We start from the raw sequence: 21,064 nt of genomic DNA on the forward strand, positions 1-21,064 counted from the left end.
TTTCAAACTCAAATAACACTAAGGGTTAGATGTGTCTGGAAGTTCATTCGAGCAGTACCACTCGGCTGACTTCAGATTCATTTACTATCTCCTTGCCACAGGCATCACCTATTTTAGAGGCAAAATCTTTTATTTCATCAAATTTTGGCATATTGTCCAGAGTTAGTCTTTTACGTGATGATCCAACATACATGTATGCTTTGACTTCCACAAAGTCAGGGTCAGCTTTTTTTATCAGTTTCGCATAACCTTCAGGGTCTTCCATATTTTTTCCGCGAACGCAGGTATTTCGTATGCATGTGCGTGAGTCAAAACTGGATAATGTTTCAAGTGATTCGTTTAAATTATTCCATGCATCATTTATTCTAGGTCTGCAGATGTCATTAAATATTTTCTTTGAAGGTGCATCTAAGGAAAGGTATAGCTGATACGGATCGTTTTCCAGGTTTCTTAATCTTTCAACGCATTGGCCGTTGCTCACCACAAATGTTGTGAAATCCCGGCGGTTGAATTCACCAATCAGCTCGTCGATTTTTGGGTAGAGTGTAGGCTCGCCCGCAAGGGATATGGCCGCATTGTTCGGATTTCTCATCTCTTTAAGTTTTTTCTTGTTTGCCTTGTCATTTCCATAAAAACCGCATAACAGATTATTCTGAGCCTTTATCGCCTCATCAACAATCACTTTTGGCTCGTCATATTCCTCGTCTTCCCAGCTGGTTTGGGTATATGTCAGGTCTCTCCAGCAGAATTCGCATTCCTGCTGGCAATTTGGAACTGCCGGAGACATCTGAAGACATCTGTGAGATTGGATCCCATAGAACTTTTCCTTATAGCATACTCCCTTATCGGAAATGCTTTGTCTGGTCCAATGGCATGTCTTGACTGCCGCATGGCCATGCTTTCCAACAAATCTGTATCCGCTTTTCTCTAATTTTTCAATCTGGTTTTTGGTAAATGACATAAAATCAAATCTATTTTTGGATTTTGTAGTATATACATTTTTACAAGTCAAAAGCAATTTTACCTTTTGTGAACAAAATTTACTTTATCTCGTTAAATCTATTTATATGTTTAAATTTAATATTAGTTATTATGAGATTATGGAACAAGAATCATGAAAAATTATTCTTTGATAAATCGAAAAATTTTGCATCCCATGAGCAGCTGTTTTACAGGACTGATGATGGAAGGTATGTGTCATATTGGCCCAAGGGATATTCCGGGTCTAAATCAACACTGCAGGCCAGAAATTCGCTGATTGGAAATTATACTGAAAAATGGGTCTGTGATTTGCTTAATCATATACTTCAGGATGAGGAGCTCTTTGTCATTCAGCAGGCGCAGATTCCCTCAATTGGAATAACCCACAAGTCCCCTGCAGACATCGTCATCTCAAGGGAAAACAAGAAAGTGCTGATGCCTGATGATGTAAAACTGATATTTGAAGTGAAAATGTCTCTTGTATGGAACTGGCAATACGATGAGGCTACAGGCAACGTCAGAGAAATTGGAGACTACAGGACCCATCAGGGACGACCAAGCTTCACGCGTTCGGATTCGATTTTAAAGGCGATTGGAAAATGCATTGACATAAGGGTTTCAAACGTCAAGGCATCCAAAATTCCACTGATCGTTTTGGGAAATGCTCCCCTTTCAAACGGATTTTGCAAAAAGGCTGATTATCTGAAAAATTCGGGCATTATCCAGGGCTTCTGGTCATTGAATCCATTTCCTCTTAATCATGGAAACACCAGAAAGAGAAGCATTAAAAACGGATTCATCAGGATGGACAATGTCGATGAATTATATATTACTTTGAACCAATTATTTAAACAGGAACTGAATTTTTTCTCTGGAATGGAAAATCCCGAAAGGTTGGGTCATCTCATTGAAATTGCAAACAGGGAAAAAACATATCATGAAAAGGGATTGAAATTTTTAAATCTCCTGAAGAGGTCTTAATTTGTCAAGAAAAACACAAACTAAATCATTTGGTTCAGTGGTCAGGCAGTCCCACAACTCAAAAAAGTTTTATAGCTCAAAACTGTTTGAGGAATTCGAGCTGCCGAAAAATATAGAGTATCTGGAAAACAGAATTCCTGAAGGCGGTCTGAATAAATTTTACTGTAAATCCAGTGAAGTTATGGATGAGATACCGGACAGCAGCATTCATCTGATGGTAACTTCTCCGCCGTATAATGTGGGAAAGGAATATGACAGCGATTTGACATTGGATGAGTATCTCTCGCTTTTGACTGCGGTTTTTGGCGAGGTATACAAGAAGCTGGTTACAGGTGGGAGGGCATGCATCAATGTTGCAAACATCGGAAGAAAGCCATATATTCCCCTGCATGCAATGGTGATTGAGATAATGATGGATTTGGGGTTTCTGATGCGTGGAGAAATTATTTGGGACAAATCTGCCAGTGGAGGCGGATCATGCGCATGGGGAAGTTGGATGTCTGCTTCAAATCCTGTTTTAAGGGATTATCATGAATATATTCTGGTATTTTCAAAGGACTCCTACTCAAAGGATAAAAATCAAATCAAGAAAGACACCATTGAAAGGGATGATTTCATCGAATGGACAAGAAGCGTTTGGACATTTCCTGCAGTGAACGCCAAAAGAATTGGTCATCCTGCACCTTTTCCAGTTGAACTGCCCCATAGGCTGATAAATCTATACAGCTATGAGGGGGATGTTGTCCTGGACCCGTTTTGCGGTAGCGGAACAACAGCAGTTGCGGCCAGAAAAAACAACCGGAACTACATATGCTATGACATAAAACAGGAATACATTGACCTGGCAAAAACTAGAATTTCCAATCAAAAATTTATTTAATGATGTAAATAATATATTTAATCATAAAGTTATTAGTGGGATATATATGGACACTCCAATCGTAATATTGAATTATAAAACTTATTTAGAATCAAGTGGTTTAAAGGCTTTAGAACTTGCACATGACCTTGAAAGTGCTGCCAGTGAATCTGGAATCACTATGGTTGCTGCTCCTCAGGCTGCAGACATCTATAGAATCAGTGAAGAAACATCACTGCCTATTTTTGCTCAACACATTGATGCAATATCTCCCGGAGGACACACAGGTTCCAACCTAATCAATACATTGATTGATGCGGGAATCAGCGGATCTTTAATTAACCATTCAGAGCAAAGGATGAAATTGGCAGACATCGATGAGGTTGTGAAAATGTGCAAAGCCAATGAAATCGAATCATGCGTATGCACAAACAATATTGAAACTTCAAAGGCTGTTGCAACACTTGCTCCGGATGCAGTTGCAGTTGAGCCTCCTGAACTCATCGGTACAGGAATTCCGGTATCTCAGGCTCAACCTGAAGTCGTTGAGGATACAGTTCGCGAAGTAAAAGCAATAAATAAAAATGTTAAGGTATTGTGCGGTGCAGGCATCACTACCGGGGACGATATGAAGGCAGCTATGGATTTGGGTGCAGACGGAGTATTGCTTGCATCAGGAATTATCAAGGCTGAAAGTCCAAAAGACGCTTTGCTTGATTTGGTAAGTAAATTATAGAGTGAGAAAATGGCTAAGGAATTTAAAACTATTGACGATTTTGATGTTGAAGACAAAACGGTTCTTGTGAGAATCGACATTAATTCTCCTGTGGATCCTAGTTCCGGAATCATTCTTGATGATACCAGACTGAAGCTTCATGCTCAAACGGTTAAGGAACTCTCCAGCAAGGGTGCAAAAGTGGTTCTTTTGGCTCATCAATCTCGTCCTGGTAAAAAGGATTTTTCAACTTTGGCCCAACATGCCGATGCATTGTCCGGTATTTTAAATTTAAGGGTAAAATATATTGATTCATTATTTTCAAATGCTGCAAAAGAAGCCATCAAAGCTTTAAAGCCTCATGAAATTCTTTTGCTTGAAAATGCAAGATTTTACTCTGAAGAAACCCTTTCAAGAACTCCATTGGAACAGTCAAAAACTCATCTTGTAACCCAATTGTCTCCGCTAATTGACTATTTTGTAAATGATGCGTTTGCAGCGGCCCACAGGTCCCAGCCGTCATTGGTAGGTTTTACAGTGAACACTCCTTCCGCAGCCGGAAGGGTAATGGAAAAGGAGCTGACTGTAATTCAGGATGCTCTTGACAATGTGGAACATCCTTGCGTATTTTTGCTTGGTGGAATGAAGCCCGATGACTCAATTGATGTTATGGAAAATGTATTGAGCAACGGAACCGCAGATTCAGTTTTAACAACAGGTATTGTTGGAAACATTGTTTTGTGGGCATCCGGTGCAGACATCGGTGAAGTCAACAAGCAGTTCATCATCGCTAAAGGATATGAGGATATGGTTACCAGATCAGAAGAGCTGATTGAAAGGTTTGGTGATAAGGTAAAATATCCAATTGATGTGGCATGCCAAATTAATGGAAACAGGGTTGATATCGACAGCAGTGAAATTCCAAACGAATCCATTTTTGATATAGGCGAAAAGACCATTGCACTTTATGCAAAAGAAATCAGAAATGCAAAATACATATTTGCCAATGGTCCGGCAGGAGTGTTTGAAGACCCTCAATTTGCAATGGGTACAGAGGATTTGATTAATGCTATGGCCAATTCAGATGGTTTCACATTGATTGGCGGAGGACACATTGCAGCTGCTACCGCAGGTCTTGGTTTGGAAGAGTACATGAGCCATTTGAGCAGTGGTGGCGGAGCTTGCATAAGCATGCTTGCAGGTAAAGAATTAGCAGCTGTTGAAGCTTTAAAAAATAGTAAAGATTAGCTATTAAATATTTTTAATAGCTCTTCTGATGATTTTTTTGGATTTTCTGAGCTCATTATAGCACTCACTACAGATAATCCTGCAATTCCAGTATTATTTAGCTCATGAGCATTGTTTAATGTAATGCCTCCAATGGCTACAACTGGAATACTTATTGATTCCACAATTTCTTTCAAATCTTTTTTTGTGATTTTTGGAGCGTCATCTTTTGTTGCAGTTGGAAATACCGCTCCAGTACCAATATAATCGGCACCGTCACTTTCGGCTTTTCGAGCCTCTTCAATTGTCGCTGCTGAAACGCCTACTATTTTATCAGGTCCGACCAATGCTCTTGTGACATCACATGGCATATCTGATTGGCCGACATGAACTCCTTCGGCATCAACTGCGAGTGCAACGTCGACTCTGTCGTTTATGATTAACGGAACGTCATGTTTTTCAGTTATTTCCTTCACTTTCAATGCCAAATTATAAAAGTCAAGTGTTTCTGCGGTTTTTTCTCTGATTTGCACTAAGCTGACTCCGCCTTTAATTGCTTCTTCAATTGTCTTTAGGAATTTTTCCACATCATCGCTTTTGTCGGTGACAAGGTAAAGGGATAAGTCTAGATTTTTCATAATATCTTAATGTTTGCTTCATTTATCAAGGTTTCGCTATCGGTTTTATAGAGATAATCTATTAGGTATGCTCTAAATGAACCGGTTCCTTCATCTTTTGCATCTACTTTTGCTCTTGCCTTTTCTCCGGCAATGTTCATTGCCAATATTGCAACAAGGCTTCCTTCAAATGGATTGGATCCTCCAATGCAGCTTCCAACGATTGATGATAGCATGCAGCCGCTGCCTGTTATCAATGGCATCATGTCGTCACCGTTGTCAATAACGACTGTGGTTTCGCCATCGCTTAATATATCAAGAGGTCCGCTAGCTAAAATCACGGTATTCAATTTCTTTGCAAGTTCGCAGATTAAATCTCCATTTGCCTTTAAATTTTCTTCAGTTATTATGTCATCAGCATTAACGTCAACACCTTTTGCAGTGTTGCTTTCATCCAAAACTCCTGCTAATTTGGCAATAGCTTTTATTTCACTGATATTTCCTCTAATTGCGGTTATATCATAATTTTCAATTAAATCCATTGTGGTTTTGTTTCTAAGTTCGGTCACTCCGACACCAACTGGATCCAAAATAATTGGGGTATTAGTTTTGTTTGCGGTTTTAGCGCTAATTTTCATAGATTCAATTTGATTTTTGCTTAACTTGCCTATGTTGATTACAAGAACATCGGCTATTGTAACTACTTCTTCAAGCTCTTCGGCATCTTCTGCCATGAATGGTGAGCCGCCGATGGCAAGCACTGCATTTGCACAGTCATTGATAGTAACTGAATTTGTTATGCAGTGTGTTAAAGCGTTTTTTTCTTTAATGATTTTTAAATTCAGGTCTATTCTATTTAGTAATTCTTTTTCAGCATTTGTCATGATTATTAATTATAAATTTTTTATTATTTAAATTTTAATGAAAAAAATATGATTTATAGAAAAGTATTTAAATGACTTTTGGCATAAATTATATTGTTATATGATTTTATTATATTGCCTCGGTGGCTCAGTCTGGTAGAGCGCGAGACTTGTAATCTCGTGGTCGCGGGTTCAATTCCCGTCCGGGGCTTTTAATATTATAATTTTATATAATTTTTTTAGACTATTATTAAAATAATAGTAATGTTTATATACTTGTAAGTGCAATACTATTATTAGTATGTCATCTACATACAATGTGTATGTGGGTCCGTAGGGTAGCTTGGTCGATCCTTTGGGCTTTGGGAGCCTGAGACTCCGGTTCAAATCCGGGCGGACCCATCTTTTCCCGCCTTAGCTCAATTTGGCAGAGCGTTGGACTGTAGATCCAAATGTTGCTGGTTCAAGTCCGGCAGGCGGGATTTTCAATTTATTTATTTGAACTCATATATATTTTTGTGAAAAATGGTCATTTTTCCATAACATTTATATATGATGAAAATTATATTAATTGATAGTGTACTATTTGAGGATATGCCCTGGTGGTGTAGGGGCTATCATGTGGGCCTGTCGAGCCCGCGACTCGGGTTCAAATCCCGGCCAGGGCGCTCATATCTTAAGTAGTATGAAAGTCATATAGGCCTGTAGCTCAGTCTGGCAGAGCGCCTGGCTTTTAACCAGGCGGCCGCGGGTTCAATTCCCGTCAGGCCTGTTTCTAATTTTATATTTAAATTTTTTAGTTGGAGGAAAAAATTTGAAAATTGATATTCAAGACCATATGCTAGTACCAAAGCATGAAATCATGACTGAAGAAGAGATTTCTGACGAATTTAGTGATGTGGATTATGATTTTAAAGACCTTCCTAAAATAAAATCTAATGATCCTGTTGTAAAAGCTATAGGTGCTGAACCTGGAAACGTTTTAAGGATTACTAGAGAAAGTCAAACTGCAGGTGTTTTTGTAACCTACAGAATTGTTGAAGATTAAATATAATTTTAGAGTGTGTGAAATTTAATATAGTATAATTTCTGTATTTTTTTGTTTTTTAGAAATTCATTATAATAAATTTGAACTTAGTTTGAGAGGAATTATCTTAAAGGAGATAGTTAGGAGTAAATTAAGAATAATGATTAAATGAATTAAGTTAGGTTTATCCTAATAGACTATTATTTTTATTTAGTTAATTATTTTTATTGCGTACGTAATGTTGGAGGATATCCATGACAGAGAATAATTGGAAATTAGTTGATGCATTTTTTGACAAATATGATTTGGTGGATCACCATATCAAATCCTACAATGATTTTGTGAATAACAGAATTCAGAATATCATTGATATTACCGAACCTATCACTTTAGATGACGGTAAATACACTTTAAAAACCGGTAAAGTACGTATTGAAAAACCGTCTAATAAAGAGGCGGATGGTTCTCGTAGTGAAATTGATCCAACCGAAGCAAGACTTAGAAACTTAAATTATTCTGCAGACATGTACCTTGAAATGGCATTAAATGAAGACGGAGAAGAAAACGAATTGGAAGAAGTATACATCGGTGAATTGCCGGTAATGCTTAAGTCTGACATTTGCCATCTCAATGGACTCAGTGCTGAAGAATTGATGGAAAAGCATGAAGACCCTCAGGATTTAGGAGGATACTTCATTGTAAACGGTTCCGAAAGGGCTGTTGTGACAATGGAAGAAATCGCTCCAAATAAAATTATCCTTGAACGTCTTGATGAACCAGAAGACAGACATGCAAAAGCAGTTGTTACTTCCATTAAAAGTGGTTTCAGAGCCAGGATTACTTTGGAATATAAAAAACCTCGTAAAAATGGGGTATTTTTAAGAATTTCTTTCCCATACCTTCCAGGGGAAATTCCATTAGTAATATTGTTAAGGGCTCTCGGTTTGGCTACAGATGAAGAAATCATCACTGCAATTTCAGATGATAATAACTTCCAAATGATGATAGCGGATGATTTGCAGGTGTCTGATGAATCATTAAAATTAGATCAAAATGAAATGGACGGCATGTCTTACGAAGAAAGAAGAGATTACTTACAACTTGCAGCTATCAAATACATTGGTAACAGGGTAGCTAAAAACATGCCTAAAGATTATCGTTTAAAACGTGCAAAAGATGTTGTAAATCGTTATTTATTACCTCATATGGGAACTGAAGAAGAAAGATGTTATGATAAGGCTATCTATTTGGCTGAAATGACTGAAATGTTATTAGAGGTTATTGAAGAAAAAAGAGAACCTCACGACAAGGACCATTATACTAACAAAAGACTCAGAGTTTCTGGAGATTTAATGGAAGATTTATTCAGAGTTGCTTTCACAAACTTAACAAGAGATATGAGTTACCAACTTGAAAGAAGCCTTTCTCGTGGTAAAGAACTTTCAATCAAGCAAGCGGTACGTAGTGATGTTTTAACAGAAAACATCAAACATGCAATCGCTACTGGAAACTGGGTTGGTGGAAGAGCTGGTGTAAGTCAATTGTTGGATAGAACAAGTTATATGGGAACTCTTTCTCATTTAAGACGTGTTGTATCCCCATTAACTAGAAGTCAACCTCACTTTGAAGCAAGAGATTTGCATCCAACACAATTTGGTAAGATTTGTCCTAACGAAACTCCGGAAGGACCTAACTGTGGTTTGGTAAAGAACTTGGCTTTAATGTGTAATATTTCAGAAGGTTCTGATGAACAAGAGATTATTGATGTTATTAAAACTATGGATGTAGATTTGATTTAGGGAGGTGAGATGTTGGCTAAAAATATTAAAGCAAAAATAAAAAGAGCTTATTATTATTTCGGATTTGAAGAAGTAGTTTCCTATGAAAAAGTCAGAAAGAACATTGATATTTTATTGGAAAACGCTGATGATGAATCCTTATCAACTAAAGTAAAAGAATATGAGTCTGAAATTGAAGAATTTTTCAACACCTCTGATAAAAGGGAAGATTCTGACTTTTCTGCAGAATTTGCAAAAGATGAACCTAGAAAATCTTGGGAATCTTATACTGAAGATTTCCCTGAAGATATCTTTTCAGGTGATGTAGAATCTATTGGGGATATTGTGCCTGTTGAAGACAGTGAAGATGATGGTGAAGTTGAACCTGTTGAGGAAGCTGTTGAAGATGAAGGTGAAATAGAACCTGAACCTGAAGAAGTGGAAAGCGATGGTGAAATTGAGCCGGATGAAGATGATGGTGAAGTTGAACCTGTTATAGTTACAGATGTTAATGTCATAGTAGTTGACAGGGACAGTGATGCTATAGAATCTGCTACAGTCTCATTAACTTCAGGTACAAGATTTGAAGGTGTAACTGGCAATGATGGAAAATGCATTATCCCGGAAGTGCCTTTAGGCGATTATTCAGTTCTTGTAAAAGCAGGAGGATATAATGATTTCCATGGAAAATTCACTGTTTCAGATGATGATGAAGTTTTCAAAGTAATACTGACCAAAGAGATTGTCACTACAAACAAAACCAAAATTTACATTAACGGTGAACTTTTAGGATACTGTGAAAACCCAGTCGAATTCACCCAAGAGATGAGAGAGAAAAGAAGAAATGGTGAAATCTCTTATGAAATGAACATCACTTATTATGAAGATAATGAGGAAATTTACATATTCAATGATCCTGGAAGAGCAAGAAGACCATTAATCATTGTAAAAGATGGAGTTCCATTATTAAGAGAAGAACATTTGAACAAAGTTGCAAATGGTAAATTAAAATGGGACGATTTAATCAACAAGGGTCTTGTAGAGTATCTTGATGCTGAAGAGGAAGAAAATTCATACATTGCTATGAGTTTGGCTGAAATAAATGAAGATCATACTCACTTGGAAATCGACCCTGCCACAATGTTAGGTATCTGTGCAGGAATCATTCCATTTTCAGACCACAACTCCTCTCCAAGGAACACAATGGAAGCAGGTATGACAAAGCAGGCATTAGGATTATATGTCTCCAACTATGCATTACGTACTGATACCAGGGCACATCTATTGCACCATCCTCAAACTCCTATCGTTAAAACACGTATCATCGATTCAACCAATTATGATTTAAGGCCATCCGGTCAGAACTTTGTTGTTGCATTGATGTCTTATGAAGGATATAACATGGAGGACGCAATGGTCATCAACAAGGGATCCCTTGAAAGGGGTCTTGCAAGGTCATCTTTCTTCAGGGCATATGACACTTCAGAAAAAAGGTATGCCGGTGGTCAGGTTGACAGATTTGAGGTACCTGACAAAAACATCAAAGGATACAGGTCTGAAGAGGCTTACAGAAACCTTGACGAAGACGGTGTCGTCAACCCGGAATCATATGTGGAATCCGGTGATGTGTTAATCGGTAAAACTTCACCTCCAAGATTTTTGGAAGAGGACTTTGGAACCGTTGCAGACAGAAGAAGGGAAACTTCTGTAACTGTAAGACACGGTGAAAAGGGTATTGTTGATGCAGTGCTTTTATCCGAAACCGTTGAAGGTTCAAGATTAGCTAAAATCAGAGTAAGGGATACAAGACAACCTGAATTTGGTGACAAATTCGCATCAAGACACGGTCAGAAAGGGGTTGTCGGTTTAATATTGTCCCCTGAAGATGTGCCATTCACTGAATTCGGTGTAGTTCCTGATTTGATAGTTAACCCTCATGCGATTCCATCCAGGATGTCCATCGGACAGGTGCTGGAAATGGTCGCAGGTAAGGCTGGTTGTCTTGAAGGTGAACGTGTTGACGCAACTCCGTTCAACCAGACCCTTGAGGATGAAATCAAACAGCAACTTATTGATAACGGATTTGAATCCGCAGGATGTGAATCTCTATACAATGGTGTAACCGGTGAAAGATTGGACGCTGAAATCTTTGTAGGTGTAGCATATTATCAAAAATTACACCACATGACCACAGATAAGGTTTATGCCCGTTCAAGAGGTCCAGTGCAAGTGCTTACACGTCAACCTACTGAAGGTAGAGCACGTGAAGGTGGTTTAAGATTCGGAGAAATGGAAAGAGACTGTCTCATTGCACACGGTGCTGCATTGACCTTAAAGGAAAGACTTCTTGATGAATCTGACAAATATGAAGCAATCGTTTGTGAAAACTGTGGTATGTTGGCAGTTTATGACAAAAACAAAAATAAGAAATACTGTCCAATCTGTGGAGATGTAGAAACATATCCTGTTGAAATTTCATACGCATTTAAATTATTATTAGACGAACTTAAGAGTTTATGTATTTTCCCTAAATTAGTTTTAGGAGACAAAGCATAATTACAGTTATAAAGGAGCCAATACATGAAAGGATTTATAAAAAAAATAGAACAAATCAACTTTGGGCTAATGTCTCCTGAAGATATTCGTGCTATGTCTGTTGTGACTGTTGAGACTCCGGATACCTATGAGGATGATGGGTTCCCTATTGATAAAGGTTTAATGGATCCTCGTTTAGGTGTTATCGACCCAAGTTTAGTATGCAGGACTTGCGGTTTCAGGGGTGGAGACTGTCAAGGACATTTCGGTAGTATTGAACTTGCAAGACCAGTTATTCACATTGGTTTTGGAGATGTCATTCACAAAATATTACGTTCCACCTGTAATGAATGTGGTCGTATTCTTTTAAACGATGAACAAATTGAATACTTCACAGAAAAAATTAATGATGCAATGGATAACCGTGAAAGCTTAAACGCTATCCTAAAAGAAGTTTACAGAGTCGCCAAAAGGGAATTAAAACAAATGCCTGAAGACGATGAGGAAATTGACATGAAATATTGCTGTCCTCACTGTGGCGAACCTCAAGAGGCTATCCTCTTGGACAAACCTGTAACTATCCGTCAGGGGGATTATAAGTTAACAGCTTCTGAAGTTCGTGAAAGACTTGAAAAAATCACTGATGAAGATTCATTTGTTTTAGGTGTAAACCCTGAAGTCGCAAGACCTGAATGGTTAGTATTGACTGTTTTACCAGTGCCTCCTGTAACTGTAAGACCTTCAATTACTTTAGATACCGGTGAACGTTCAGAAGATGACTTGACTCACAAATTAGTTGATATTTTACGTATTAATCAAAGATTACTTGAAAATATGGAAGCTGGTGCTCCACAATTGATTGTTGAAGACTTATGGGAATTGCTGCAGTACCACGTTACCACTTACTTTGACAATGAGGCCAGTGGTGTTCCTCCTGCAAGACACAGGTCAGGAAGACCATTGAAAACCTTGACTCAAAGGTTGAAAGGTAAGGAAGGACGTTTCAGATCCAACCTGTCCGGTAAACGTGTAAACTTCTCAGCACGTACAGTTATTTCACCTGACCCTAACATCAGTATCAACGAGGTCGGTGTTCCTGAAATGATTGCAAAAGAAGTTACCGTGCCTGTATATGTAAACGAATGGAACATTGATGAAATGAAAGAATGCATCAAAAACGGTCCTGATGTTCACCCTGGTGCAAACTATGTAATCAGAAATGACGGAAGAAAAATCAGAGTGCGCAATGAGGAAACCATTGAGTTGATTTTGGAGCAATTGGAACCAGGTTTCATTGTAGAAAGACACCTCAAAGATGGGGATATGGTACTGTTCAACCGTCAGCCATCTTTGCACAGAATGAGTATGATGGCACACGAAGTAAGGGTGCTTCCTTACAAGACATTCAGATTAAACCTTTGTGTCTGTCCGCCATACAACGCAGATTTCGACGGAGACGAAATGAACATGCACGTGTTCCAGACTGACGAATCCCGTGCAGAAGCAAAATCACTGATGCGTGTACAGGAACACATCCTGTCTCCAAGGTTCGGTGGACCGATTATCGGTGCTATTCACGACCACATTAGTGGCGCATACTTATTGACCCGTGACGGTGTTGAATTCACAGAAGAACAAGCTTTACAGATTATAAGAAAATCCCACCTTGCATTGCCTGTTTTCAAAGGTGGCCAATGGGTCTTAAAAACAGAACATGACTTAAAACCTGATTTGGAAGTCCCTCATGATATTGAGGAATCATATATCTATAAGGAAAAAGGCGAAAAGTGGACAGGTAAGGAATTGTTCTCATTATTATTGCCAAATGACTTAAACTTATCTTATAAGGCTGAAATTTCCAAATGTCCTGTAGTATACCCTGAAGAGGACGAAACCGTTGTCATCAAAAACGGAATTCTCGTTCAAGGTGTAATTGATGAATCAGCTTACGGTTCATTCTCAGGTAAAATCCTGGATAAGATAGTTAAGGAATATGGTCCTGGAAGAGCAAAAGAATTCTTGGACAGGTCAACTGACCTTGCAATATGCGGAATCATGAAAACAGGAATTACAACATCCTTAAACGATGAGGAAATTCCTGAAGAAGCTCAAGACCGTATTAACGAGCACTTAGAGAAAAAGATGGCTGAAGTAGATAAGCTTGTTGAATCTTATGAAGAAGGATATCTCCAAGCATTGCCTGGTAGGAGCCTTGAAGAGACTTTAGAGATGAAGATCATGCAGGTTCTCGGGGAAGCTAGGGATATGTCCGGTAGCATTGCTGAAAACTATCTTACCATGGGTAAACAGTCTGACGACGACCCATATGACCATGTGATGGCAGTTGAAAACCACTCTGTAGTAATGGCACGTACAGGTGCAAGGGCATCCATGCTGAACCTTACTCAGATTACTGCTTGTGTAGGACAACAGGCGGTTAGGGGTGGACGTATCGAAAGAGGATACCTCAACAGAACATTACCTCACTTCAAGAAAGGTGAGTTAGGGGCAAAAGCTAAAGGATTTGTACACTCAAGTTACAAATCAGGTCTTGACCCAATCGAGTTCTTCTTCCACGCAATGGGAGGAAGAGAAGGTCTTGTAGATACAGCGATTCGTACCGCACAATCCGGTTACATGCAAAGAAGACTCGTAAACGCTCTGCAGGATTTACAGGTTAAACCATCAGGACTTGTCACTGATAACCAGGGCAATGTTATCCAAACCATGTTTGGAGAAGATGGTGTGGATCCGGCTAAATCAGACTTCGGTAAACCGGCTGATTTAAACAAACTCATTGACGAAATAAGAATGGAAGGTAAGTAGGTGTAACTATGGATGATATTGAAGCAAAAGTAATTGAAACTATTACTCAACTTAATGATGAAGAAAATTTAGGCATCGATTTTCCAGAAAGTTATATCGAAGATTTGTCAAAGGCTTTTGTTAGAAACGACTTGACTGATGACGAATTGGCTCAGCTTATAAGAAAGCTCAAACAGGCCTATGACCGAGCTCACGTTGAAGCTGGCGAGGCTGTTGGAACAGTAGCTGCACAATCTGTTGGTGAACCTGGTACTCAGATGACTATGCGTACTTTTCACTATGCAGGGGTAACTGAGTTAAACGTAACATTAGGTCTTCCAAGGCTTATTGAAATCGTTGATGCAAGAAAAGAAATTGCTACTCCAACTATGGACATTTATTTTGATGAAGAAAGACGTGATGATGAGGAATTTGTCAGAACTTTGGCTAATCAAATTGGTAAAAGTACTGTAAATGATATTATCTCTGATTTTAATTTAAATTATGGAACTATGGAAGTTGAAGCAGTTTTAGATTCTAAAAAAATAGATGAGAAAAGATTAGACAGGGAAGAAATTAATGCGGCTATTGAAAAGGCTTTCAAAAAGGCTGACATTAAAGGAGACAGGATCATTGTCCCTTCCACTAAATCTGATAAATCTGATTCAAAATTTGAAATTCGTGAACTTCGTCTTTTAGCGGACAAGGTTCGTGACTTGCAAATCAGTGGTATAAAAGGTATCGGTAAAGTAATTATCCGTCGTGATGAGGAATGGATTATCCATACCGAAGGATCAAACCTTAAGGAAATCCTTGATATGGACGGTATCGACCACGTTAGAACCACTACCAATAACATTCATGAAATCGGTGAAGTGTTAGGTATTGAAGCGGCTCGTCAATCTATCATAAACGAGGCTCAGAATACCTTATCCGAACAGGGTCTTAGTGTAGACGTAAGACATATCATGTTGGTTGCAGACATCATGACTTCAGAAGGTACAGTGAAATCAATCGGAAGACATGGTATCAGTGGTGAAAAATCAAGTGTATTAGCTCGTGCAGCTTTTGAAGAAACCGGTAAACATCTTCTTCACGCAAGTATACGCGGTGAAGTTGATGATTTAACAGGTATCATCGAAAATATTATTATTGGACAACCAATACCTCTTGGTACCGGATCTGTCGGTGTCAAAATGGATTATAAAAATGAATAGGAGGCTAGATGATGGACGTAGATAGAGGAATCAGGGTTGCTGTTGACACTGGAGATGTGACATTAGGCTCTGAAAAATCAATTCAATCTTTAAAATTAGGAAAAGGTCAGCTTGTAGTTGTTGCAAGTAACGCTCCTAAAGAAATTCTTGAAGATGTTGAATATTATGCAAATCTTTCCGAAATTCCATCCTTGGTATATGATGGAACTAGTGTAGATTTGGGTTCTGTTTGTGGTAAACCTTTTACTGTTGCTACATTAATCGTAAACGATCCAGGAGATTCTACAATATTAGACGATTTGAGGTAGATTTAAGTGTCTATTAAATTCAGTGCAAATGAAATTAGATTCATAGCTCTTTTCGAAAATATGACTGGGGCAATGGTAAAAGATTGCATTATCGATGATGAACATGGAAAGGTCACATTCGTTGTTAAGAATGGTGACATGGGACTTGCAATCGGTAAGGGCGGAAGTTCCGTATCTAAAGTTCAAAGGGCAGTTGATAAGGGTATTGAAATTGTAGAATTGGATGATGATCCAATACAATTTATTAAAAATTGTTTATCTCCTGCTAAATTACAATCTGTTAAGATTTCTCAAAAGCAATCAGGTGAGAAAATAGCTATTGTTACAGCAGACAATACCAACAAACGTATTGCTATCGGTAAAAACGGAATCAATATTGAAAGAGCTAAGTTATTAGCTGAAAGACAACATAATATTGATAACATTATTTTAAAATAGCTTTCGGGCTATTTTATTTAATTTATTTTTTTTTAAAAAATACTTTTTTTTATTTTTATTATATAAGAAATACATACCTTTATAAAGGGGTATCTATATATATTTAACATAAGATATCTGCACTTTTTAAAACATGACTATGTGTGCTTTTTGTCTATGTTTGAATTTCATTTCAAGATATCTTCTTTTAGATGATGTAAATTATCTAAATTATTAATTATACTGATTTATATCTTTGAATTTAGATTGTACTATAGTCTATAGTATAAATCGCAGCGGTGGATTCATAGATATGTTTTTAACAAAAAATTCGAGGAAAAAAATATGCCAGGACTTTTTGCTGCAAAAAAACTTAAAAAAAATAGACAAAATTTTAAGTGGAAAGACGTAGATTACAAAAGGAGAGCTTTAAGGTTAGATGTTAAAGCAGATCCTTTGGAAGGAGCTCCTCAAGCAAGAGGAATCGTAATTGAGAAAGTAGGGATAGAAGCAAAACAACCTAACTCTGCTATTCGTAAATGTGTTCGTGTTCAGTTAATCAAAAACGGTAAACAATTAACAGCTTTCGCACCAGGTGACGGAGCTATCGGATTTATCGATGAACACGATGAAGTAATGATTGAAGGAATCGGTGGACCTTCCGGAAGATCCATGGGAGATATTCCTGGAGTCCGTTGGAAAGTTTCCAAAGTTAATAACGTAGCTTTATCAGAAATGGTAAGTGGAAAAATAGAAAAACCTGTAAGATAAGGTGGTTATGTTTATGAGTAAATTATTTGACAAATGGGATCTCGATGAAGTGAAAGTTGAGGACTTAGGTTTAGTAAAATATATCTGCTTAGATGAAACTTTAGTTCCACATACTTCTGGTAGACATGTAAAAAGACAATTCGCAAAATCTAAAGTATCAATTGTTGAAAGGTTAATGAACAAAATCATGAGAACCCATCTCAACTCAGGTAAGAAAAATAAAGCTTTCAATATCGTTAAAGATGCTTTAGAAATCATTAATAAAAGGACTAAAAAGAATCCTGTTCAAGTTTTAGTTACTGCAGTTGAAAACACTGCACCTCGTGAAGAAACTACCCGTATCAAATACGGTGGTATCGGTTACCAAGTTGCTGTGGACATCTCTCCACAAAGAAGAGTAGACCTTTCATTAGGATTCTTAACTAGAGGTACTTTACAATCTTCATTCAAAAACAGAAAATCTGTTGCTGAATGTTTAGCTGAAGAATTAATCCTTGCATCTGAAGAAGATTCAAGAAGTTTCGCTTTACAAAAAGCTGAAGAGAAAGAAAGAGTTGCTAAAGCAGCGCACTAATCATATAATATTTATTAATTAGGTGGTTATTTTGAGTAGAAGAGACAAAATGATTGCAAAAATCAAAGAATTGATGTATGAACCTGAACAAATCAGAAACATTGGTATCTGTGCTCACATCGATCACGGTAAAACCACATTATCTGATAACCTCCTTGCAGGTGCAGGAATGATTTCCGAAGAACTTGCCGGTGACCAAAGATTCTTAGATTTCGACGAACAAGAACAAGCTCGTGGTATCACTATTGATGCAGCTAACGTATCCATGGTACACGATTACAAAGAAAAAGAATATTTAATTAACTTAATCGATACCCCTGGACACGTTGACTTCGGTGGGGACGTAACCCGTGCTATGAGGGCTGTAGACGGTGCAGTAGTTGTAGTTTGTGCTGTAGAAGGTATCATGCCTCAAACTGAAACTGTATTCAGACAAGCATTAAAAGAAAACGTAAAACCTGTACTGTTCATCAACAAGGTTGACAGATTAATCAACGAGTTAAAATTAGAACCTGAAGAGTTACAGAACAGATTCTTGAAAATCTTCATGGAAGCTAACAAGTTAATCAGAAACATGGCTCCTGAAGACAAAAAAGAAGAATGGAAATTAGACTTCACTGACGGTAGTGTAGCATTCGGTTCAGCATACCACAATTGGGCTATCAACGTTCCAACCATGCAAGAAACCGGAATCAACTTTAAAGATATTATTGATTATTGTAACGCTGAAAATGAAAGAGAATTAGCTCAAAAAGTACCTTTATCTGACGTATTATTAGGTATGGTAGTAGAACACTTGCCTTCCCCTAAAGAAGCTCAGGAATACAGGGTACCTAACATCTGGGATGGAGAAATCGACTCTCCTGCTGGTGAATGTATGATCAACACCTCCCCTGACGGACCTTTAGCTGTAATGGTTACCAACGTATCTGTAGACAAACACGCTGGTGAAATCGCTACCGGTAGGGTATACGGTGGAGCAATCGAAAAAGGTACTGAAGTCTACATGGTCGGTTCTCACGGTAAGTCCAGAGTACAGCAAGTGGGTGTATACTTCGGTCCTGAAAGAGTAAACACCGATAAGGTTCCTGCAGGTAACATTGTATATGTTGCAGGTGCAAAAGGAGCTATCGCTGGTGAAACCTTATGTTCTCCTGATCATAAAATCAAAGAGTTCGAAGGTTTAGAACACATTTCAGAACCTGTAGTTACTGTAGCTGTAGAAGCTAAAAATACCAAAGATTTACCAAAATTGATTGAAGTATTAAGACAAACCGGTAAAGAAGACCCTACCGTTAAAATCGATATTAACGAAGAAACCGGTGAACACTTAGTTTCAGGTATGGGTGAGCTTCACTTGGAAGTTATCGGTTACAGAATCAACGAAAAAGGTGTAGACATCACTACATCCGAACCTATTGTTGTATACAGGGAAACTGTAAGACAGTTATCTCCACAAGTTGAAGGTAAATCCCCTAACAAACATAACAGATTCTACATCACAGTTGAACCTATCGAACCTGAACTCTTCGCTGCAATCCAAGAAGGAGACATTAAAGAAGGCAGAGTAAAAGGTAAAGAAATGGCTAACGACTTCATGGAACATGGCTTAGAAAAAGAAGAAGCCAGAAGGGTATGGGCTGTTCACAACAGAAGCATATTCCTCAACATGACTCGTGGTATTCAATACTTGGATGAAGTTAAAGAATTGTTACTCGAAGGATTTGAAAATACCTTGAAAAACGGTCCTTTAGGTGAAGAAATCTCCATGGGATTAAAATTCAAACTCCACGATGCAAAACTTCACGAAGACGCAGTCCACAGAGGACCTGCACAAGTATTGCCTGCTATCAGAAACGCTATCTTAGGTTCCATGATGCTTGCTGAACCTGCTTTACTTGAACCAATGCAAAAAGTAGTTATTGACACTCCTAATGATTACATGGGTGCATGTACTCGTGAAATCCAAAACAGAAGAGGTCAAATCGTAAACATGGGTCAAGAAGGAGACATGGCAAGAATCGAATCTAAAGTGCCTGTAGCTGAAATGTTTGGTTTCGCTGGTGACATCAGATCTGCTGCTGAAGGTAGATGTTTATGGTCTACTGAAATTGCAGGATTTGAACCACTCCCACGTGAGATGCAACATCAAATCGTGAAAGAAATCAGACAAAGGAAAGGTTTATCTGAAGAACCGTTCCCTGCAAGCCACTATTTAGGTGACTTATAAAATTAAAATTAACTTTTTAATTTTTTTATATTTTTATATTTTCATAAAATTTATTGAAAAAAACATTAGCTATTTATATGTTAAAAAACATATAATGAATTTAAGCTATCATTTAAGCTTATTAGTTATATTATTAAAAGAGGTTATATAATGGCAAAAGAAAAAGAACATCTTAACTTAGCATTTATTGGACACGTTGACCACGGAAAATCCACTTTAGTTGGACACTTATTATTAAAAGCTGGTGCAAGATGACGGAGAAAACAAATTCAGATTTGTTATGGACAAATTAGGAGAAGAAAGAGAAAGAGGAGTAACTATCGATTTAGCTCACCAAAAATTCTCCACCAAAAAATACGACTACACTGTAGTAGACTGTCCTGGACACAGAGACTTCGTTAAAAACATGATCACTGGTGCTTCCCAAGCAGACGCTGGTGTTTTAGTAGTTGCAGCAGACGACGGTGTAATGCCTCAAACTAAAGAACACGTGTTCTTATCAAAAACTTTAGGTATCAACCAATTAATCGTTGCAATCAACAAAATCGACTTAGTTGATTACTCCGAAGACAAATACAACGAATTAAAAGAAGAAGTTTCAAACTTAATCAAAACCGTAGGTTTCAACCCTGCTGACGTACCTTTCATCCCATTATCTGCATTTGAAGGGGACAACATTAACGATGCATCTCCAAACACTCCATGGTACAAAGGAGACAACTTAATTGATGCATTAGACAAATTAACTCCACCTGAAAAACCTACCGACTTACCTTTAAGGATCCCTATCCAAGATGTTTACTCCATCACTGGTGTAGGAACCGTACCTGTAGGTAGAGTAGAAACTGGTGTAATGAAAAAAGGTGAAAACGTTATCTTTGAACCAGCTGGAGCTTCCGGAGAAGTTAAATCTATCGAAATGCACCACGAACAATTTGAAGTTGCTGAACCTGGTGACAACATCGGATTCAACGTAAGAGGTGTAGGTAAAAACGATATCAGAAGAGGAGACGTAGCAGGACACACTGACTCTGCTCCTACCGTAGCTAAAGAATTCGACGCACAAATTGTTGTTTTACAACACCCTGGTGTAATTACCGTTGGATACACTCCTGTATTCCACTGTCACACTTCCCAAGTAGCATGTACTTTCTTAGAA

The 21,064-nt window shown here is 38.0% G+C and carries 17 protein-coding genes, 5 tRNA genes and 2 pseudogenes; 21 read left to right on the forward strand and 3 right to left on the reverse strand.

Annotated features, from left to right (window positions below; genetic code table 11):
* Positions 1–43: 43 nt before the first annotated feature.
* Positions 44–961, reverse strand: a complete 918-nt coding sequence (gene twy1 / locus QZ138_RS01025) for a 4-demethylwyosine synthase TYW1 (protein WP_292885105.1) — start codon at positions 959–961, stop codon at positions 44–46.
* 131 nt (positions 962–1,092) lie between these two features.
* Here twy1 and QZ138_RS01030 point away from each other — a divergent pair, with 131 nt between their 5' ends.
* From QZ138_RS01030 to QZ138_RS01045, 4 genes are read left to right on the forward strand one after another with little or no spacing between them, the layout of a single operon-like run.
* Entirely contained in the window at positions 1,093–1,962 is an 870-nt protein-coding gene (locus tag QZ138_RS01030; RefSeq protein WP_292885108.1) for a hypothetical protein, read from the forward strand.
* Position 1,963: 1 nt separating this feature from the next.
* Positions 1,964–2,842 carry a site-specific DNA-methyltransferase gene (locus tag QZ138_RS01035; protein WP_292885111.1) on the forward strand — a complete coding sequence of 293 codons (879 nt, stop codon included), beginning with the start codon at positions 1,964–1,966 and terminating at the stop codon, positions 2,840–2,842.
* Positions 2,843–2,888: 46 nt separating this feature from the next.
* Positions 2,889–3,557, forward strand: coding sequence for a triose-phosphate isomerase (gene tpiA, locus QZ138_RS01040; RefSeq protein WP_292600369.1), 669 nt, complete (start codon positions 2,889–2,891; stop codon positions 3,555–3,557).
* Between the two features lie 9 nt (positions 3,558–3,566).
* On the forward strand, positions 3,567–4,784 hold the full coding sequence (locus tag QZ138_RS01045) for a phosphoglycerate kinase (RefSeq protein ID WP_292885114.1): 1,218 nt from the start codon (positions 3,567–3,569) through the stop codon (positions 4,782–4,784).
* On the opposite strand, the gene thiE is transcribed toward QZ138_RS01045, so the two are convergent.
* Positions 4,781–5,401: a thiamine phosphate synthase gene (gene thiE / locus QZ138_RS01050; protein WP_292885116.1), complete on the reverse strand. Its 621-nt coding sequence runs from the start codon at positions 5,399–5,401 to the stop codon at positions 4,781–4,783. The two genes, QZ138_RS01045 and thiE, sit on opposite strands and share 4 nt — an antisense overlap.
* Entirely contained in the window at positions 5,398–6,264 is an 867-nt protein-coding gene (gene thiM / locus QZ138_RS01055; RefSeq protein WP_292885119.1) for a hydroxyethylthiazole kinase, read from the reverse strand. Before thiM ends, thiE begins: the two co-directional genes overlap by 4 nt.
* A gap of 116 nt (positions 6,265–6,380) precedes the next feature.
* Between thiM and QZ138_RS01060 the strand changes: the two genes are divergently transcribed.
* The 17 genes and pseudogenes from QZ138_RS01060 to tuf all read left to right on the forward strand — a co-directional run.
* Positions 6,381–6,454: transfer RNA gene (locus QZ138_RS01060), tRNA-Thr, on the forward strand.
* A gap of 116 nt (positions 6,455–6,570) precedes the next feature.
* Positions 6,571–6,645: transfer RNA gene (locus tag QZ138_RS01065), tRNA-Pro, on the forward strand.
* A gap of 6 nt (positions 6,646–6,651) precedes the next feature.
* A tRNA-Tyr gene (locus tag QZ138_RS01070) sits at positions 6,652–6,725 on the forward strand.
* Positions 6,726–6,839: 114 nt separating this feature from the next.
* Positions 6,840–6,911, forward strand: a tRNA-Asp gene (locus tag QZ138_RS01075).
* A gap of 30 nt (positions 6,912–6,941) precedes the next feature.
* Positions 6,942–7,015 (forward strand) — tRNA-Lys (locus QZ138_RS01080).
* 42 nt (positions 7,016–7,057) lie between these two features.
* Positions 7,058–7,291 carry a DNA-directed RNA polymerase subunit H gene (locus tag QZ138_RS01085; protein WP_292600363.1) on the forward strand — a complete coding sequence of 78 codons (234 nt, stop codon included), beginning with the start codon at positions 7,058–7,060 and terminating at the stop codon, positions 7,289–7,291.
* Positions 7,292–7,524: 233 nt separating this feature from the next.
* Positions 7,525–9,069 carry a DNA-directed RNA polymerase subunit B'' gene (locus tag QZ138_RS01090; protein WP_292885121.1) on the forward strand — a complete coding sequence of 515 codons (1,545 nt, stop codon included), beginning with the start codon at positions 7,525–7,527 and terminating at the stop codon, positions 9,067–9,069.
* A gap of 9 nt (positions 9,070–9,078) precedes the next feature.
* A pseudogene (locus tag QZ138_RS01095) lies at positions 9,079–9,750 on the forward strand (carboxypeptidase-like regulatory domain-containing protein); the annotation flags it as partial.
* 39 nt (positions 9,751–9,789) lie between these two features.
* A complete protein-coding gene (rpoB, locus tag QZ138_RS01100) occupies positions 9,790–11,604 on the forward strand; it encodes a DNA-directed RNA polymerase subunit B (RefSeq protein WP_292885136.1) in 1,815 nt (604 codons plus the stop codon).
* A 24-nt stretch (positions 11,605–11,628) separates the two neighbouring features.
* The gene (locus tag QZ138_RS01105; protein ID WP_292885123.1) at positions 11,629–14,409 is read left to right on the forward strand and encodes a DNA-directed RNA polymerase subunit A'; all 2,781 of its coding nucleotides are present in this window, start codon (positions 11,629–11,631) and stop codon (positions 14,407–14,409) included.
* 41 nt (positions 14,410–14,450) lie between these two features.
* Positions 14,451–15,605 (forward strand): DNA-directed RNA polymerase subunit A'', encoded by a 1,155-nt coding sequence (gene rpoA2 / locus QZ138_RS01110; RefSeq protein ID WP_292885139.1) that lies wholly within the window; start codon positions 14,451–14,453, stop codon positions 15,603–15,605.
* Between the two features lie 8 nt (positions 15,606–15,613).
* Positions 15,614–15,913, forward strand: a complete 300-nt coding sequence (locus tag QZ138_RS01115; RefSeq protein WP_292606450.1) for a 50S ribosomal protein L30e — start codon at positions 15,614–15,616, stop codon at positions 15,911–15,913.
* A 6-nt stretch (positions 15,914–15,919) separates the two neighbouring features.
* Positions 15,920–16,351 (forward strand): NusA-like transcription termination signal-binding factor, encoded by a 432-nt coding sequence (locus QZ138_RS01120; protein WP_292885127.1) that lies wholly within the window; start codon positions 15,920–15,922, stop codon positions 16,349–16,351.
* Positions 16,352–16,675: 324 nt separating this feature from the next.
* Positions 16,676–17,101: a 30S ribosomal protein S12 gene (locus QZ138_RS01125; RefSeq protein WP_067044341.1), complete on the forward strand. Its 426-nt coding sequence runs from the start codon at positions 16,676–16,678 to the stop codon at positions 17,099–17,101.
* A gap of 13 nt (positions 17,102–17,114) precedes the next feature.
* On the forward strand, positions 17,115–17,675 hold the full coding sequence (locus tag QZ138_RS01130) for a 30S ribosomal protein S7 (RefSeq protein WP_292885130.1): 561 nt from the start codon (positions 17,115–17,117) through the stop codon (positions 17,673–17,675).
* 31 nt (positions 17,676–17,706) lie between these two features.
* Entirely contained in the window at positions 17,707–19,905 is a 2,199-nt protein-coding gene (locus QZ138_RS01135) for an elongation factor EF-2 (RefSeq protein WP_292885133.1), read from the forward strand.
* Between the two features lie 150 nt (positions 19,906–20,055).
* Positions 20,056–21,064 (forward strand): annotated as a pseudogene (gene tuf, locus QZ138_RS01140) (translation elongation factor EF-1 subunit alpha); the annotation flags it as partial.

This window comes from Methanobrevibacter sp. UBA212 (genome assembly GCF_905233225.1).
In the GTDB taxonomy this organism is placed as follows: domain Archaea; phylum Methanobacteriota; class Methanobacteria; order Methanobacteriales; family Methanobacteriaceae; genus Methanocatella.

What these genes read in the sequence shown, in the direction of transcription:
- thiM (WP_292885119.1), bottom strand. Translation starts at nt 6,264, where the DNA reads ATGACAAATGCTGAAAAAGAATTACTAAATAGAATAGACCTGAATTTA.
- thiE (WP_292885116.1), bottom strand. Translation starts at nt 5,401, where the DNA reads ATGAAAAATCTAGACTTATCCCTTTACCTTGTCACCGACAAAAGCGAT.
- tpiA (WP_292600369.1), top strand. Translation starts at nt 2,889, where the DNA reads ATGGACACTCCAATCGTAATATTGAATTATAAAACTTATTTAGAATCA.
- QZ138_RS01090 (WP_292885121.1), top strand. Translation starts at nt 7,525, where the DNA reads ATGACAGAGAATAATTGGAAATTAGTTGATGCATTTTTTGACAAATAT.
- QZ138_RS01030 (WP_292885108.1), top strand. Translation starts at nt 1,093, where the DNA reads ATGAGATTATGGAACAAGAATCATGAAAAATTATTCTTTGATAAATCG.
- QZ138_RS01125 (WP_067044341.1), top strand. Translation starts at nt 16,676, where the DNA reads ATGCCAGGACTTTTTGCTGCAAAAAAACTTAAAAAAAATAGACAAAAT.
- QZ138_RS01105 (WP_292885123.1), top strand. Translation starts at nt 11,629, where the DNA reads ATGAAAGGATTTATAAAAAAAATAGAACAAATCAACTTTGGGCTAATG.
- QZ138_RS01130 (WP_292885130.1), top strand. Translation starts at nt 17,115, where the DNA reads ATGAGTAAATTATTTGACAAATGGGATCTCGATGAAGTGAAAGTTGAG.
- QZ138_RS01045 (WP_292885114.1), top strand. Translation starts at nt 3,567, where the DNA reads ATGGCTAAGGAATTTAAAACTATTGACGATTTTGATGTTGAAGACAAA.
- twy1 (WP_292885105.1), bottom strand. Translation starts at nt 961, where the DNA reads ATGTCATTTACCAAAAACCAGATTGAAAAATTAGAGAAAAGCGGATAC.
- QZ138_RS01115 (WP_292606450.1), top strand. Translation starts at nt 15,614, where the DNA reads ATGATGGACGTAGATAGAGGAATCAGGGTTGCTGTTGACACTGGAGAT.